Consider the following 14,750-nt stretch of genomic DNA (forward strand, 5'->3'; position numbering starts at 1 on the left):
TATTGGCCCTTGCAGCGGCGAGGTCACGCCCCGCCTTGCGGATGTAATCATTCATACTTGGGAGGGTGCCGCGGTTAACATTACGCTATAATTTGCTATATGATGGTTAATCCGGCGTTAAACCGGCGATTATTGCGTTTCTCGCGACGTTATCGGCTAATATTCCCCAAATGGAGGAGCCACAGGTATAGGATTTCCACAGGCCACACCTTCGAAAAAGCTGTAAAAATCAACCATAACGATAGCCATCAGGAAAAAATGAACGTTAAAGAAGATGATGCTTGACGCCCCCGCGGCGCAGCATAATGATGGCGCGTTGCGAGTGTGAATGACATTTCTTGATCAGGAATCTCAGATCCAAAATTGCGGGGTGCAAAGTGGAAACTGCGGTTGATTCGAAACTTATCGAGGCGATCACCTACGACGAAGACAGCCGGCATCTACGGGTCTATCTGACCAACGGTCAGAGGCGAGAATATGAAGGCGTTCCCAAGGGCGTCGTCGTCGGGTTGACGATGGCGGAATCACCGGGAAATTTCTACATGAAGGCAATCAGGGGCAAATATCCTCCTCGCCCCTAATGTCCTATCGATCACGACGATAGGATCCTTGTTTCAGCAAAGATGCGGGACCGGCATTCGCCGGTTCCGCAAACCAGTTTCCCGCCGACCGACGGTGCACGCCGTCAATAACCGCCGAGAAAATCGCGGACCGCATTGATCTCGAGCGGCGCAATCTCGTGACCGCCGGGATGCCAGACCACCCTGATCTCCGCCCCTCGGTTTTTCAGATGTTGGGACAGCGCCTCTGTCATGGAGACGGGCGCGATCGGGTCTCGTTGCCCGGCCGTCATCAGCACCTTTCTTCCCGCCAGCGTCGACTGGGCTTCGGGTTGAAACGGAATGAGCGGGTGCATCAGAACCGCGGCATCGAAGACACCCTTCTCGATCAGGACATTGGCAAGAATATTTGCGCCGTTCGAAAAACCCAGGCCGAGAATATGGGAAGCCTGGTACTCGTCAGCGAATGCCTTGACGTAGGCGGCCATCTTCTCCGTCGCGCGTGAGAGATCGGGCATGTCGTAGACCCCCTCCCCGGTGCGGCGAAAGAACCGCGCCGCGCCATGTTCGGAAACATCGCCGCGCGGCGAGAGAATCGTCGCTTCAGGCAGCAGGCGCCGGCCGAAGTCGAAGAACTGGTTCTCGTCGCCGCCGGTGCCGTGCAGCACCAGCAAGATGGGTTTATCAGGTGCACCGGCATGCAGCCGGTGCACATATCCGGTTTCGGTCATATCGCCTATCCTCACACTTCGAGCGGCTGCAGATGCTGCTCGAGCAGCGCGCGAAGATGGGCGTGCTGTTGCGGCAGTTTCAGGGCTTCGCCAAGATGGGCCGTATCCTCGTCGCGGTCGAAGCCGGGCTCATTGGTCGCGACCTCGAACAGCACGCCGCCCGGCGTGCGGAAATAGATCGCCCAGAAATAATCGCGGTCGATCACCGGCGTGACCTGATAACCGGTGTCCATCAGCGCCTTGCGCACTTCGAGTTGCTTCTCGCGGTTTTCGACGGCGAAGGCGACATGGTGGACGGAGCCGGCGCCCGGAAGGGCGCGCGCAATGTTCGGCATGGTCTCGAGATCGATGAGATGCGCGCCATTGCCGGAAGGCTTGATCAGCCGCTTGACGCCGTCCCTTTCCTCGGCGACCTCGTAACCCATGAACTTCAAGAGTTCGGCCGTGGCGCCCTCGTCCCTCAGCCGCATGGCGACGGAGTGGAAGCCGTAAATGGCATGGTCTTCGTTGATGCCGCCATGTGTCCAGGCCTGGCGGGCGTCATCCTTGACCTCGACGAGCGCGAAGCCATCGCCATCCGGGCCGGAGAAGTTCAGCCGTTTTTCGCCGAAACTTTCCTCAGCCTTAAGGCCGCCGACACCAAGCGCGACAAAGCGATTGCTCCAGAAGCCGAGCGAACCTTGCGGAACGGAAAACACAGTCGTGCCGACTTCGCCGGTACCGGGACGGCCCTGCGCCATCTTCGGGAACGGGAAATAGGTCATGACCGTGCCGGGCGCACCGGTCTCGTCACCATAATAGAGGTGATAGACATCGGGCGCGTCGAAATTCACCGTCTTCTTGACGCGTCGCAGGCCGAGCGCATTGGTGAAAAACTGGTTGTTGGTGCGGGCATCCTGCGCCATCGACGTGACGTGGTGCAGACCCTTGATCTGATCGAGCATGTCAAACCCCTTTCATGCCCGCCGTTGCGGGCTTTCGATGAGGCTAAGATGCGCGCTGAAACTCCCGTAGAACAGACCCGTAGACCAAAACGCATTGTCTTCTTTTAGTGAACGAACGACAAAGTCCGTTCACACCTACGCCCCATGGGGATCGGCCGGCAATTGCCAGTCGATCGGCGCACGTCCGCGCGACTGCAAGAAGGCATTCGCCTTCGAAAAATGCCCGCAGCCAAAAAAACCGTTATGGGCCGAAAGCGGCGAGGGATGCGGCGCTCTGAGCACAAGATGCCGCGTCGTATCGACAAAGGCGGCCTTGCGTTGGGCATAGGAACCCCACAGCATGAAGACTACGGATTCGCATTCATCGTTGACCTTGCGGATGACGGCGTCGGTGAAGCGTTCCCACCCCTTTCCCTGATGAGCAGCCGCCTGCCCTTCCTCGACGGTCAGCACGCTGTTCAGCAGGAGTACGCCCTGCTTTGCCCAATGTTCTAGAAAACCGTGACGTGCCGGCGTTATACCAAGATCCGTCTCCATCTCCTTGTAGATATTGACCAGGGAGGGCGGTATGCGCACGCCCGGCCGGACACTGAAACACAGCCCATGGGCTTGCCCGACTCCATGATACGGGTCCTGGCCGAGGATGACGGCCTTGACGTTGGAGATCGGCGTCAGATCAAGAGCGCGGAAATATTCGCTGCCCTTGGGGAAAATCCGCTTGCCGACCTCTTTCTGCGCGACGAGGAAGGATTTGAGCTGTTGCATGTAGGGGCTTGAAAACTCCCCCTCCAGCGTGGCTTTCCAGCTCTCCTCGAGACTGACGGATGTATCGCTCATCTAGGAAAATCCTTCGCATAGGACGAAACAACGGACACACGGTTCTAACAAAATCAATCTACGCTGCAATGCCTGTCGGCTCGGCAATGGTCTACACCTTCAGAATTCGGTGAGAGAAGATTGCGAGGCTGTCCGAGGCATCGTCGTCCGTATTTAACTATATGATGGCTTTGGTATTTACGCCGGCAGGCGGCCTGAGTAGAACTTTGATGGTGAAATCGGAGCCATGTCTTCCCATGAAATTCGGCACGAGCGGCCTTCGCGGACTTTCAGTCGACCTCAAGGGACGCGCCTCCGCCCTCTACGCCACCGCGTTCGGCAAATATCTGCTGCAGACAGGCAAGGCGCGGACCGGCGACGTCATTCTGATCGGCCGCGATTTTCGCGATTCGAGCCCTGAAATCTCGGGAAATTGTGCCGGTGCGCTTGCCGCGCTCGGCTTCCGGATCTTCGACTGCGGCAATGTCCCCACGCCCGCCCTTGCCCTCTATTGCCTCGACAGCAAGGCCGCCTGCCTGATGGTTACGGGCTCGCATATTCCGGCGGACCGCAACGGCATCAAATTCTATCGCCCGGATGGTGAGATCGACAAATCGGACGAGGCTGCTATCACCGCATTGGCGGCCGAGATCGAGCGAACCGGTGAAACGGTGGCGCAGGCGCCAGCCGAGACGGAGGAGCATGAAGCGATCTGCCGGCAGCTCTTTTTCGAACGCAATGCAGCCCTGCTTCCGCAGGGCGCGCTGTCCGACATGAAGATCGGTGTCTACCAGCACAGCAGCGTCGCCCGTGACCTGCTGGTTGATGTTCTCGCCCATTACGGCGCCGAGATCACCGCTCTTGGACGTTCGGAGAGTTTCATTCCCGTCGACACCGAAGCCGTTTCAGACGAGACGATCACGCTGATGAAGCGCTGGGTGTCCGAGCACAAGTTCGATGCGATCGTCTCGACCGATGGCGACGGCGACCGTCCGCTGGTCGCAGACGAAACCGGCACGCCGTTGCGCGGTGACCTTCTCGGCCTTGTGGCAGCCAATTTCCTCGGCGCCGGCACGGTGGTGACACCGGTTACCTCCAATTCCGGCATCGAGGCCGCGGGCTCTTTCGCCGTCCGGCGCACCCGCGTCGGCTCACCCTTCGTCATTTCAGGCATGGAAGAGGCCGTGGCGGCTGGCAAGGATCATGTCATGGGCTTTGAAGCCAATGGCGGGCTGCTGACCGCAACCGCCTTTGATATCAACGGCCGGAACGTACGTGCCTTGCCGACACGCGATTGTTTTATCCCGATGCTCGCGATCCTGTCGCTCGCAGCCATCCGCAAGCAGCCGCTTTCGGCCGTTGCCGCCTCCTATCAGCTGCCCTTTGCCGCCGCCGACCGCCTGGAGAATTTTCCGCTGGAGACGAGTGCCGCGCTGATGGAGCATCTGCGTGCTTCGGACGAAAATCTCTCGGCTTTCCTGCAGCCGATCGGCGAGGTAGCGACGAAATCCGACATCGACGGACTTCGGGTGACGCTGAGAGATGGCGGCATCATTCATTTCCGCCCGTCCGGCAATGCCCCGGAAATGCGCTGCTACACGGAGGCCGGCAGCGAAGCTGCAGCCCTGGAGCTGCTGAATACAGGGCTCAATCGAATAACAGACTGGGCAGGCGCCCGGTAACATGCGACCAACAAGCCGTCTACTTCAAGGAACCCGCCTATGACGCAGAAAATCGTTCCCGTGATCATGGCCGGCGGCAAAGGCACGCGGCTCTGGCCGCTTTCCCGTGCCACCGCACCGAAACAATTCATCCAGTTCGTCGGCGACAAGACGTTGTTTCAGGAAACTCTTGAACGCGTTTCCGATCCCGAGCTCTATGAAGCCCCGATCGTCGTCACCAATGAGGAATTCCGCTTCCTGGTCGCCGAGCAGGCACGCGAGCTTGCCATCCCGCTCGCTGCAGTCCTGCTCGAACCGGTCGCCCGCAACACAGCCGCAGCAGTGGCCGCCGCTGCAACGCTCGCTGGCGAGCTGTTCGGCAAGGGCACCATCATCCAGATGCTCGCTTCGGATCACGAAATTCTCGCCGACAAGAGCTATTTCGATTGCATCCGCATCGCCCGCGATGCTGCTGCCGATGGCAGCCTCGTCACTTTCGGCATCAACCCGACTGAGCCGGCGATAGGCTACGGCTATATCGAGATCGGCGATGCCCTCAAAAACGGTGCGCACAAGGTCAAGCGCTTTGTCGAAAAGCCGGCACTTGAGAAGGCCGAGCAGATGCTCGCCGACGGCGGCTTCTACTGGAACTCGGGCATCTTCATGTTCCCGGTGACAGAACTTATCGCCGAACTGCAGGAATATGCACCCGATGTGCTGAAGGCGGCCAGCAAGGCCGTTTCGAAGGCGAGCCGCGACCTTGATTTCACCCGTCTCGACGCCGACCATTTCGCCAAGAGCCCCGATATCTCCATCGATTATGCGATCATGGAAAAGACCTCCAAGGCAGCCGTCGTCCCCTCGCCGTTCAAATGGTCGGACATGGGCAGCTGGGATTCAGTCTGGAAATCAGGCGCGCGCGACGACAACGGCAATGTTGCCGCCGCAAACACCACCGTCGTCAATACCCGCAATTCGCTCGTCATGACCCGTGGTGTGCATCTTGCCGTCCAGGGCATGGAGGATGTCGCCGTCATCGCCAGCGAGGACGCCGTCTATGTCGGACCGCTCAAAGACAGCCAGAATGTCGGACAATTGGTCAAGATGCTGGCGTCTTCTTCCACTACCGCGAAATTCACCGAAACCCATCCGACATCTTATCGCCCCTGGGGCGGCTATACCTCCATCTTCAACGGCGACCGCTTCCAAGTGAAGCGTATCTTCGTCACGCCGGGCAAGAAGCTCTCGCTGCAAAAACACCACCATCGTTCCGAACACTGGATCGTCGTCAAGGGAACGGCTGAGGTGACGGTCGGCGAGAACGTGCGGATGCTGCGCGAGAACGAAAGCGTCTACATCCCGCTCGGCGAAGTCCACCGCCTCGCCAACCCCGGCAAGATTCTTCTCGAGCTCATCGAGGTTCAGACGGGCTCCTATCTCGGCGAGGACGACATCATCCGTATCGTCGATGAGTTTGGAAGAACGTAAATCGCAGCCGGAGCGATGGTCGGGCCTTTTCCGGCGCGACCATCCTCACTGTTGAATTTCCTCTTGGGGTTCTCGTAGAATGGATGTACCGACAGACATGACCGGAGATATCCCCCTGATGCGTACCTTGCCCGTCCTCGCCGGATTCCTTGCAATCTTGGTGCCGGGAATGGCGTTTGCCGAAACGGCAAGCATGCGAACCGCAAACGAGTCGGAAATTCGCCAGCACCTGCCCGGTACGTCCGAACTCAAAGAAGCCAAGAACGGCTACGAATATCGCGACGGCAATAAGAATGGCTACAAGATAACCAATGGCCAGGTGTGCGTCCTATTCCCCAGCAAGAAGACTGATTGCGTCAACGTGAAGACCGACGGCAAGAGGTTTCAGATGATCGACAAAAAAGGCGGCCGAACCAGATTCTGATTTGTGGCCCGGCAGATTTCCTTGCCCGGGCAAAATCATTTTGCCGGTGACGCTTCGCCATCCTTGTCGAGAACGAAGTCGGCGATCAGACCCGAGTGGTTCGAGCCGAGGTTGTCATCAAGACGTTTGAGCGATGTCAGATGAAGCGGCGCGCGCGCAAATATGTGGTCGATGGCGATCCCGAGCGCGCCGGCGCCGATCGGCCATGTTGCCGGTTCTGGCGTGATCGTTTTCAGCTTCTGCTCGCGCAGGAAAGCTTGGATGCTCGGGGCGATCACCGAGGAGTTGAAATCACCTGACAGCACCAGAGGCCCGTCGATCGAGCCAAGCGCTTTGCCGAGATCGTCCAATTCAGCCATCTGGAAATCATCGAAGTAGGGTTTGGTCAGGTGCGCCGAAACCAGATTGATGGTCTCGCCTCCGAAGTCGACGCTTGCTATAATGAGCCTGTTTTTTCGCAGGCTGCCCATACTTGCGACCTGCCGGCTGACGAACGGGCGTTTGGAGAGCACCAGCGTATCGCATGTATCCTTCCCGGCATCGCAACCGATATGGTAGGGATAGGCCTTGAACAATTGCTGCAGGTGAAACGTCAGCGGCTTGGCTTCGAGCAGATTGACGACGTCGGCATTCGACGCGATCACCATGTCGGTGATTTCAGTCGAGTTTTTCCAGTTGTCGATCGCGATGTTGAACGACATCAGACGAAAAAGCGGCGGCCTGTCGGTGCCTCTGTCGCCCTGCGAGAACTCGCGCAGCATGATGACGCCGTGAGCGATGAGAAGAATCGAGGCAAGCAGAAGGATAAAGCCGTAAATCTGCCTTTTGATAGCCAGAACGACGAGACTGGCGGCGACGAACACGACGCCGAGGTGAACCTGAAAACTATAAACGAAAGACAGAAGCCAGAAGTTCGTGACATAGCGTAACGACACGATCGCCATGGCAACGGTCAGAAACGCGCAGAGAATCCAATAAATTATATCTCTCATCGATCCTGACCTGCTTGCAGACGACCGGCCGGCCATAACATGCAAGCCAACATGTTGCAATGCAGCATAGCGGCCGGGAGTTGCGGCCGACCGACGGACGATATCGATGGTCCCGCCCTCATCCGGCAAGGCAGCGGCCGACAAGCCGCCGATGGTCGAGAGGATGCTGTGGCCTTCTCGTTCAAAGACCTATCGACTCGGCCTCTTTTTATCTTGTAAGTGGGGTCACGTGATACGGAATCGGCTCTTTGCCGTCAGCAGGGAGCCGAGAAAAGGTGGGAATGCGCTACTTCATTACAGGGACTGCCGGCTTTATCGGTTTTCATCTGGCCAGGCGCCTGCTGCAGGAAGGGCATGACGTCACAGGCTTTGATGGACTCACTCCCTATTACAACGTCAAGCTCAAGGAGATGCGCCATGCCGCACTCTCCCAGTTTCCGGCCTTCAGACCCGTCATCGCAATGCTTGAGGACCGGCCAGCGCTGGAAGCGGCTGTTCTGGCGGCCAAGCCCGATATCCTGATTCATCTCGCCGCACAGGCCGGCGTGCGCTACAGCCTGGAAAATCCAGAAGCCTATCTTCGTTCGAACGTCGAAGGCTCGTGGAACATCATGGAAATTGCGCGGCGCGTCGAAATCCGCCATCTGATGCTGGCCTCGACATCATCGATCTATGGCGCCAATGCGACCGTCCCCTTTCACGAGACCGATCGCGCCGACGAGCCGCTGACCATCTATGCGGCGACGAAGAAATCGATGGAACTGATGGCGCACAGCTATGCCCATCTTCACAAGATTCCAACCACGGCTTTTCGCTTTTTCACCGTTTATGGCCCATGGGGCCGGCCCGACATGGCGCTGTTCAAATTCACCAAGAACATGCTTGAAGGCCAGCCGATCGAGATCTACGGCGAAGGCAACATGAGCCGTGACTTCACCTATATAGACGATCTCATCGAGGCGATCGTCAGGCTATCGGCGGTCGTCCCATCCGAGGAAAATCGCCTCGAAAACACGACTGTCGAAACGCTCTCGCGCCAGGCGCCCTTCCGTGTCGTCAATATTGGCGGAGGCCAGCCGGTCAGCCTGATGGATTTCGTCGAAACCGTGGAAAAAGCGCTCGGCCGTCCTGCCATTCGCAAGATGCTGGCGATGCAGAAGGGGGACGTGCCGCGCACCTTCGCGGCCCCCGATCTGCTCGTTGCACTGACGGGCTACAAGCCGGATACGACCCTGGAGGTCGGCGTCAAGGCCTTCGTCGACTGGTATCTCGATGTGCGCGGCGAACTCGACGCCTAGCGGATGTCGCGCAAAAGTGTGTAGCGGTTTTGCGACAACGACATGCGACGCGCTTTGGGTGCGGATGATCTTAGGCCCTGATCGGCCTAAGATCTGGCTAGGTATCAGCGAAGAAACGTAACTGCCTGCACGGCTTCGACCGCCGTCGAAAACACGTAACCGACGACAACGGTTAGGCTCTGCGAATAGGTCTTGAGCCGGTAGCCCTCGCCCTCGACCGTAGCCGGGCTGCGCAGGACGAAAGGAACGCCTGGGCGCACGAAACCGGCGCGGGTCGTCAACGGAACCTCGGGCGAATGGCCGATGGCGGAGGTGTACATCAGGTCGCGGGCAAGGCTTGCTGGGCCGACGGCGAATGCCGGCTCGGCGGCGGCAGTGATGGTCAGGGTCAAGGCGATGGCGGCAAGAGTTCTGTGCATGCTGAAGTCCCCGTTTGCGGATCGGCGGGCTTTCGGTTTGCCCGGCTCCAAACGATCGATGCGTCTGTCCACGCTTCGGTCGCTTTCATGAGACCACTCTACACATCAGTATTTTCAGGGCTTTTAAGCGGATCGGTCAAATTTTACGAAATTTGATTTTCTGTCCGGAAGGGCTTGACGCACAAAAAATGAGGTCCCGGCCCGCGGTCCGAGTGCGCAACATCGGCAATGACCTGGATGCTGTATCGCAGTCTACAAAATGCGATCCAGCTTCTTGTTGATATGCAGGTTCGGCATCACGCCCGCGCTTTGCGCGGCATGATAGGATTCGCGCGCCGCATCGAATGAGATCGACCACATGATGGCACTGAGCAGCAGCGCGATAATATAAATCTGAATACGCATCGTACCGGCGATACGGAAAGAGCAAGGCAGTTTTGTGTCAAAACATAGCCACAGGGATCACGAGAAGTGGCGGGCTTTTTGTTTTGCAGCCGGTCGGCACCAGACATATTAGTGTCGTGAAAATTAGCGATATTGTAGCGCTACCTGTTAGCAGCCGACCCCGAGGCTTGGTTCCTCTTCCCACCCCGAGAACCCTGAGAGACCCGTTCCCACGGGTCTCTTTGCCTTGTTTCCGAACGTTTTCCAGAGCAGCTTAGATCGCCCTGATCCGAATTGACGCTGAACCGCTGAACGGCACATCTCGATCCCCAATCAGGCCACGCATCCAGCCATGCGAGATGTTACGTTTATTGCCCTTGCATCAGCGAAGGCATCCGCTCCAAAAATATATCAATCGATTGACTTATTTTCTTGTCAATGTTATAAAACTGTCATGACCCAAGAACACGACAACCAGTCACCGGCCTCCGCCCGTGCCGAGATCGCGCGTCAGAAGATGCTATCCGCCGCCCTCGACGTCTTCGGCCGCTATGGCTTCGACGGCGCCTCGACGCGCCAGCTCACGGAAGCGGCCGGCGTCAACCTGCAGGCAATCCCCTATTATTTCGGCAGCAAGGAAGGTCTCTACATCGCCACCGCCGAATATCTGATGATGCGGATCAATACGCATTTCGGTGACATGAGGGCGCGCGTCGGCGCGCATCTGCTGGCGCTCGACGCTGCCGGCAAACCGCTTGGTGAAGCGGAGGCTCGCCATTTCCTGACCGAGATTTTGCAGACCATGGTGACGCTGTTCGTCGGCAAGGAATCCGAATCCTGGGCGCGCTTCCTGATCCGCGAGCAGATGGAGCCGACAGAAGCCTTCACACGGATCTATCAGGGCCTCATGCGGTCGATGATCGAGATGGGCCGGCGGCTGATCGGCGCCATCCTTCATGAGGATCCCGCCTCGGAACATGTGCGCCTGCGCACCTTCACACTTCTCGGCAGCATCCTCGTCTTTCGCGTCGCCCATGCAGCCGTGCTCGCCCAGATGCAGTGGGACGGCGTCGGCCCGGAACAGGTGGAAACCGTGCGCGGCCTGGCTGCAGAACTGGTCGATGCCATCGGCGCATCCAAAGGAAGTGCAGCATGAAACGCATCCTTCCCCTCGCCATCCTTCTTCTCGTTGCGGCAGGTGCCGCCGCCTGGTGGTACGCCCTGCCCCAAAAGCTCGGCTGGTTGCCCGAGGCCAGCCGTGAATTCGTCCTTTACGGCAATGTCGATATCCGTCAGGTCTCGCTCGGTTTCCGTGTCAGCGGCCGTCTCGCTGAACTCCACGCCGACGAAGGCGACGTCATCAAGAGCGGAGACGTTCTCGCAAAGCTCGATGCAGCACCCTATGAATTTGCGGTCCGCTCGGGCGAAGCCAATGTCGCAGCCCTCCAGGCAACGCTCGACAAGCTGAAGGCCGGTCCGCGACCGACAGAGATTGCCCAGGCGCGCGCCGCCTATGACGAAAGTATCGCCGATCTCCGCAATGCCAACCTCGCCTATGATCGCGCCCGCCAGCTGCGCCCGCAGGGCACGATCTCCGAGGCAAGCCTTGATCAGGCGACCGCTGCGCGGGCCATGGCCGCCGCACGCTCCGACTCCGCCAACGAGGCGTTGAAACTGCTCCTGGAAGGCTCCCGTGTCGAGGATATCGCCGCTGCCGACGCCCAATTGAAGGCGGCGCAGGCTACACTCGCCTCGGCCCGCACCTCGCTGGAGGATACCCAATTGCGCGCGCCAAACGACGGCGTCATGCTCTCCCGTGTGCGGGAGAACGGCGCCATCGTTTCCCCCGCCGACACCGTCTTCGTGTTGTCGCTGACAGAACCCGTCTGGGTGCGCACCTATGTCGCCGAGCCCGATCTCGGCCGCATCCATCCCGGCATGAAGGTTGCGGCCACCTCCGATACGGCGCCCGACAAACCCTATGAAGGCACGATCGGCTTCATCTCGCCGGTTGCCGAATTCACTCCGAAATCGGTGGAAACGCCGGAGCTGAGGACAGACCTCGTCTATCGCCTCAGGATCGTCATCGACAAGCCCGGCCCGGATCTGCGCCAGGGCATGCCGGTCACCGTGCGTTTTCCCACGCCGATGGCGGGTGGACAATGACCGCCGCCGAGACCGGCCGGGGCGACAAGCCGCTCGTCCGGATCGACGGCGTCACCAAGCGCTTCGGCGATGCGCCAGCCGCCCTTGACGCCGTCTCCGGCATGATCGGCGGCGGCGCAATCACCGGTCTCGTCGGGCCTGACGGCGCCGGCAAGACGACGCTGATCCGCCTGATGACCGGCCTGATGCTGCCCGACACGGGAACGATGGAGGTTCTCGGCTTCGACACGCGCAAGAACCCCGCCGGCATCCAGGCGGCGATCGGCTACATGCCGCAGCGCTTCGGTCTCTATGAGGACCTTTCGGTGCAGGAAAATCTCGATCTCTATGCCGATCTGCGCGGCCTGCCGAAGAGCGAACGCGCAAGCGCCTTCGACGAGCTGCTGACCTTCACCGATCTCAAGCGTTTCACCGGCAGGCTGGCGGGCAAGCTCTCCGGCGGCATGAAGCAAAAGCTTGGCCTTGCCTGCGCGCTTCTGAAGAAGCCGCGGCTGCTGCTACTCGACGAGCCGGGCGTCGGCGTCGATCCGATCTCGCGCCGCGATCTCTGGAAGATGGTCGAGAACCTGACGAAGGAAGGCATCGGCGTCCTTTGGTCGACCGCCTATCTCGACGAGGCTGAAGCCTGCGACCATGTGCTGCTCTTGAACCAGGGAAAGCTGCTGTTTTCGGGAAAACCTGATGACATGACCGGCCGCGTCAGCGACCGGGTTTTTCGCGTCTCGGGCATGACAGGGCGCCGCCGGCAGGTGCTTGCCGGGCTTCTGCAGGCCGATGGCGTCATCGACGGCGTGATCCAGGGCGAAGCGATCCGCCTCGTCGCCGCCAAGGACAAGAAACCGGATATCGGCTCGGCCGGCGATGGTGCAACGCTCGCCCCTGCCCCGCCGCGCTTCGAAGATGCTTTTATCGACATGCTGGGTGGTGGTCCTGGCGGCCGCTCGAGGCTGGCCGAGGCGCAAGAACCGACGAAGGGCGATGACGACCGGCCGGTGATTGAGGCCAAGGGGCTGACCAAGCGCTTCGGCGATTTCACCGCTGCCGACAATATCAGCTTCGATATCCGCCGCGGCGAAATCTTCGGCCTACTCGGCCCGAACGGCGCCGGCAAATCCACCACCTTCAAGATGCTCTGCGGCCTGCTGAAGCCGACCGGCGGCGAAGGCCGCGTTGCCGGTTTCGACCTTCGCCGCGATGCCGCCGAGGCCCGCAACCAGCTCGGCTATATGGCGCAGAAATTCTCGCTCTACGGCGATCTGACCGTCATGCAGAACCTTGAATTCTTCTCCGGCGTCTATGGCCTTCGCGGAAAACACCGGCGCGAGCGCATCGATCTCATGGCCAGTATCTTCGATTTCGGTCGCCATGTCAGCCAGCCGGCCAAGGACCTGCCACTCGGCCTGAAACAGCGGTTGGCGCTCGCCTGCGCCGTCATGCACGAGCCGCGCGCCCTCTTCCTCGACGAGCCGACCTCCGGCGTCGATCCGATCACCCGACGCGAATTCTGGACGCATATCAACGCGCTGGTCGAAAAGGGCGTCACGGTGCTCGTCACCACCCACTTCATGGACGAGGCGGAATATTGCGACCGCATCTCGCTGATCTATCGCGGCCGCTCGATCGCGCTCGGCTCGCCCGATGAATTGAAGGCCCGCGTCGCGACCAAGGAGCTGCCGGACCCGACAATGGAGGACGCCTTCATCGCCCTCGTACAGCAATCGGAAGCGGAGGATGCCGCATGAGCGCCTCCTCCGGTCAACTTCGGCGTCTTTCAGCTCTGGTGCGCAAGGAAAGCTTCCAGGCGATCCGCGATCCGAGCAGTATCCTCATCGCCTTCGTGCTGCCGCTGATCCTGCTATTTCTCTTCGGCTACGGCGTCTCGCTCGATACCACCCGCACCCGCATCGGCCTCGTGACCGAGGAGATGACGCCGCTGACGCAGGATCTGTCGGCCAGTTTCCAGGCCTCGCGCTATTTCGATGTGGCCATCGGCCGCGACCGGCGTCTGTTCGAGGAAGACCTCGTGCTCGGCAAGCTGCGCGGCATCGTCGTCATCCCCGCCGATTTCACCACGCGCTACACCGCCGGCAACCGGCCCGGTATCCAGGTGATCGTCGATGGCTCCGAACCGAACACGGCGAATTTTGTGCAGAATTATGCCCAAGGCACTGTTGCCAACTGGGAGCGGCAGAGGCAGGCGGACGTCGCCTCCCACAGTCCCGCCATTTCGGTCGAGCAGCGCTTCTGGTTCAACCCCGAACTTACCAGCCGCAATTTCCTCGTGCCCGGCTCGATCGCCATCGTCATGACGCTGGTCGGCACGCTTCTGACCTCGCTCGTCGTCGCCCGCGAATGGGAGCGGGGCACAATGGAGGCGATGATGGCGACACCGGTGACGGCGGTCGAACTGCTCGCCGGCAAGATCCTGCCCTATTTCCTGCTCGGCCTCACCTCGATGACGCTCTGCGTGCTGCTTGCGGTCTTTCTCTTCGGCGTGCCGTTTCGCGGCTCCGTCGCCGCTCTTTACGCACTGTCGGCCGCTTTCCTGATCCCGGCCCTCGGCCAGGGCCTGTTGATCTCGACGGCCACGAAGAACCAGTTCCTCGCCTCGCAGCTGGCGCTGATCTCGGCCTTTCTCCCTGCTTTCCTGCTGTCTGGCTTCCTCTTCGAGATCAATTCCATGCCGACCGTGATCCAGTGGATCACCTTCATCGTGCCGGCACGCTACCTGATCCCCAGCCTGCAGACGGTGTTCCTCGCCGGCGACATCTGGCCGATGTTTCTGCAGGCAATCGGCGTGATGCTGACGATCGGCGCCATCATGTTCGTGCTGGCGGCCCGCAGCACCAGAAAGAGGATCGGCTGAG

The 14,750-nt window shown here is 59.9% G+C and carries 15 protein-coding genes; 9 read left to right on the forward strand and 6 right to left on the reverse strand.

What is annotated here, in order from left to right; all coding sequences use genetic code 11:
- The first annotated feature begins 338 nt into the window (after nucleotides 1-338).
- Nucleotides 339-581: a KTSC domain-containing protein gene (locus G9X67_RS08825; protein ID WP_003542164.1), complete on the forward strand. Its 243-nt coding sequence runs from the start codon at nucleotides 339-341 to the stop codon at nucleotides 579-581.
- A gap of 104 nt (nucleotides 582-685) precedes the next feature.
- Here G9X67_RS08825 and G9X67_RS08830 read toward each other — a convergent pair whose 3' ends face one another.
- The 3 genes from G9X67_RS08830 to ung all read right to left on the reverse strand — a co-directional run bounded on the left by G9X67_RS08830 (nucleotide 686) and on the right by ung (nucleotide 3,072).
- On the reverse strand, nucleotides 686-1,291 hold the full coding sequence (locus G9X67_RS08830; RefSeq protein ID WP_171598511.1) for an alpha/beta hydrolase: 606 nt from the start codon (nucleotides 1,289-1,291) through the stop codon (nucleotides 686-688).
- A gap of 11 nt (nucleotides 1,292-1,302) precedes the next feature.
- A complete protein-coding gene (locus G9X67_RS08835) occupies nucleotides 1,303-2,235 on the reverse strand; it encodes a VOC family protein (RefSeq protein ID WP_171598512.1) in 933 nt (310 codons plus the stop codon).
- 135 nt (nucleotides 2,236-2,370) lie between these two features.
- Complete coding sequence (gene ung, locus G9X67_RS08840; protein WP_171598513.1) at nucleotides 2,371-3,072, reverse strand: uracil-DNA glycosylase; 702 nt, start codon at nucleotides 3,070-3,072, stop codon at nucleotides 2,371-2,373.
- Between the two features lie 236 nt (nucleotides 3,073-3,308).
- Here ung and G9X67_RS08845 point away from each other — a divergent pair, with 236 nt between their 5' ends.
- The 3 genes from G9X67_RS08845 (at nucleotide 3,309) to G9X67_RS08855 (ending at nucleotide 6,624) form a co-directional block, all read left to right on the forward strand.
- A complete protein-coding gene (locus tag G9X67_RS08845) occupies nucleotides 3,309-4,733 on the forward strand; it encodes a phosphomannomutase (RefSeq protein WP_171598514.1) in 1,425 nt (474 codons plus the stop codon).
- Between the two features lie 39 nt (nucleotides 4,734-4,772).
- The gene (locus tag G9X67_RS08850) at nucleotides 4,773-6,200 is read left to right on the forward strand and encodes a mannose-1-phosphate guanylyltransferase/mannose-6-phosphate isomerase (RefSeq protein WP_171598515.1); all 1,428 of its coding nucleotides are present in this window, start codon (nucleotides 4,773-4,775) and stop codon (nucleotides 6,198-6,200) included.
- A 118-nt stretch (nucleotides 6,201-6,318) separates the two neighbouring features.
- The gene (locus G9X67_RS08855; protein ID WP_138330675.1) at nucleotides 6,319-6,624 is read left to right on the forward strand and encodes a hypothetical protein; all 306 of its coding nucleotides are present in this window, start codon (nucleotides 6,319-6,321) and stop codon (nucleotides 6,622-6,624) included.
- A 35-nt stretch (nucleotides 6,625-6,659) separates the two neighbouring features.
- Here G9X67_RS08855 and G9X67_RS08860 read toward each other — a convergent pair whose 3' ends face one another.
- The gene (locus G9X67_RS08860) at nucleotides 6,660-7,616 is read right to left on the reverse strand and encodes an endonuclease/exonuclease/phosphatase family protein (RefSeq protein WP_171598516.1); all 957 of its coding nucleotides are present in this window, start codon (nucleotides 7,614-7,616) and stop codon (nucleotides 6,660-6,662) included.
- A 281-nt stretch (nucleotides 7,617-7,897) separates the two neighbouring features.
- On the opposite strand from G9X67_RS08860, the gene G9X67_RS08865 reads away from it, so the two are divergent.
- Nucleotides 7,898-8,914 (forward strand): NAD-dependent epimerase/dehydratase family protein, encoded by a 1,017-nt coding sequence (locus G9X67_RS08865; protein ID WP_171598517.1) that lies wholly within the window; start codon nucleotides 7,898-7,900, stop codon nucleotides 8,912-8,914.
- A gap of 104 nt (nucleotides 8,915-9,018) precedes the next feature.
- Here G9X67_RS08865 and G9X67_RS08870 read toward each other — a convergent pair whose 3' ends face one another.
- Together G9X67_RS08870 and G9X67_RS08875 are read right to left on the reverse strand one after the other, a co-directional pair.
- The gene (locus tag G9X67_RS08870) at nucleotides 9,019-9,405 is read right to left on the reverse strand and encodes a hypothetical protein (RefSeq protein ID WP_171598518.1); all 387 of its coding nucleotides are present in this window, start codon (nucleotides 9,403-9,405) and stop codon (nucleotides 9,019-9,021) included.
- Between the two features lie 180 nt (nucleotides 9,406-9,585).
- The gene (locus G9X67_RS08875; RefSeq protein ID WP_003542181.1) at nucleotides 9,586-9,738 is read right to left on the reverse strand and encodes a hypothetical protein; all 153 of its coding nucleotides are present in this window, start codon (nucleotides 9,736-9,738) and stop codon (nucleotides 9,586-9,588) included.
- 433 nt (nucleotides 9,739-10,171) lie between these two features.
- On the opposite strand from G9X67_RS08875, the gene G9X67_RS08880 reads away from it, so the two are divergent.
- From G9X67_RS08880 to G9X67_RS08895, 4 genes are read left to right on the forward strand one after another with little or no spacing between them, the layout of a single operon-like run.
- The gene (locus G9X67_RS08880; protein WP_171598519.1) at nucleotides 10,172-10,873 is read left to right on the forward strand and encodes a CerR family C-terminal domain-containing protein; all 702 of its coding nucleotides are present in this window, start codon (nucleotides 10,172-10,174) and stop codon (nucleotides 10,871-10,873) included.
- Nucleotides 10,870-11,883 (forward strand): secretion protein HlyD, encoded by a 1,014-nt coding sequence (hlyD, locus tag G9X67_RS08885; protein WP_171598520.1) that lies wholly within the window; start codon nucleotides 10,870-10,872, stop codon nucleotides 11,881-11,883. Before G9X67_RS08880 ends, hlyD begins: the two co-directional genes overlap by 4 nt.
- Nucleotides 11,880-13,625, forward strand: coding sequence for an ATP-binding cassette domain-containing protein (locus tag G9X67_RS08890; RefSeq protein WP_138330250.1), 1,746 nt, complete (start codon nucleotides 11,880-11,882; stop codon nucleotides 13,623-13,625). The genes hlyD and G9X67_RS08890 overlap by 4 nt, the downstream gene beginning before the upstream one ends.
- Nucleotides 13,622-14,749 (forward strand): ABC transporter permease, encoded by a 1,128-nt coding sequence (locus G9X67_RS08895; protein ID WP_138386826.1) that lies wholly within the window; start codon nucleotides 13,622-13,624, stop codon nucleotides 14,747-14,749. The genes G9X67_RS08890 and G9X67_RS08895 overlap by 4 nt, the downstream gene beginning before the upstream one ends.
- Nucleotide 14,750 lies beyond the last annotated feature (1 nt).

This window comes from Rhizobium sp. WYCCWR 11152, from assembly GCF_013087615.1.
GTDB lineage: Bacteria > Pseudomonadota > Alphaproteobacteria > Rhizobiales > Rhizobiaceae > Rhizobium > Rhizobium indicum.

Excerpts from the sequence above, each read along its gene's own strand:
- hlyD (WP_171598520.1), top strand. The coding sequence starts at position 10,870 with ATGAAACGCATCCTTCCCCTCGCCATCCTTCTTCTCGTTGCGGCAGGT.
- G9X67_RS08845 (WP_171598514.1), top strand. The coding sequence starts at position 3,309 with ATGAAATTCGGCACGAGCGGCCTTCGCGGACTTTCAGTCGACCTCAAG.
- G9X67_RS08875 (WP_003542181.1), bottom strand. The coding sequence starts at position 9,738 with ATGCGTATTCAGATTTATATTATCGCGCTGCTGCTCAGTGCCATCATG.
- G9X67_RS08850 (WP_171598515.1), top strand. The coding sequence starts at position 4,773 with ATGACGCAGAAAATCGTTCCCGTGATCATGGCCGGCGGCAAAGGCACG.
- G9X67_RS08855 (WP_138330675.1), top strand. The coding sequence starts at position 6,319 with ATGCGTACCTTGCCCGTCCTCGCCGGATTCCTTGCAATCTTGGTGCCG.
- ung (WP_171598513.1), bottom strand. The coding sequence starts at position 3,072 with ATGAGCGATACATCCGTCAGTCTCGAGGAGAGCTGGAAAGCCACGCTG.
- G9X67_RS08895 (WP_138386826.1), top strand. The coding sequence starts at position 13,622 with ATGAGCGCCTCCTCCGGTCAACTTCGGCGTCTTTCAGCTCTGGTGCGC.
- G9X67_RS08835 (WP_171598512.1), bottom strand. The coding sequence starts at position 2,235 with ATGCTCGATCAGATCAAGGGTCTGCACCACGTCACGTCGATGGCGCAG.
- G9X67_RS08830 (WP_171598511.1), bottom strand. The coding sequence starts at position 1,291 with ATGACCGAAACCGGATATGTGCACCGGCTGCATGCCGGTGCACCTGAT.
- G9X67_RS08880 (WP_171598519.1), top strand. The coding sequence starts at position 10,172 with ATGACCCAAGAACACGACAACCAGTCACCGGCCTCCGCCCGTGCCGAG.
- G9X67_RS08860 (WP_171598516.1), bottom strand. The coding sequence starts at position 7,616 with ATGAGAGATATAATTTATTGGATTCTCTGCGCGTTTCTGACCGTTGCC.
- G9X67_RS08865 (WP_171598517.1), top strand. The coding sequence starts at position 7,898 with ATGCGCTACTTCATTACAGGGACTGCCGGCTTTATCGGTTTTCATCTG.
- G9X67_RS08890 (WP_138330250.1), top strand. The coding sequence starts at position 11,880 with ATGACCGCCGCCGAGACCGGCCGGGGCGACAAGCCGCTCGTCCGGATC.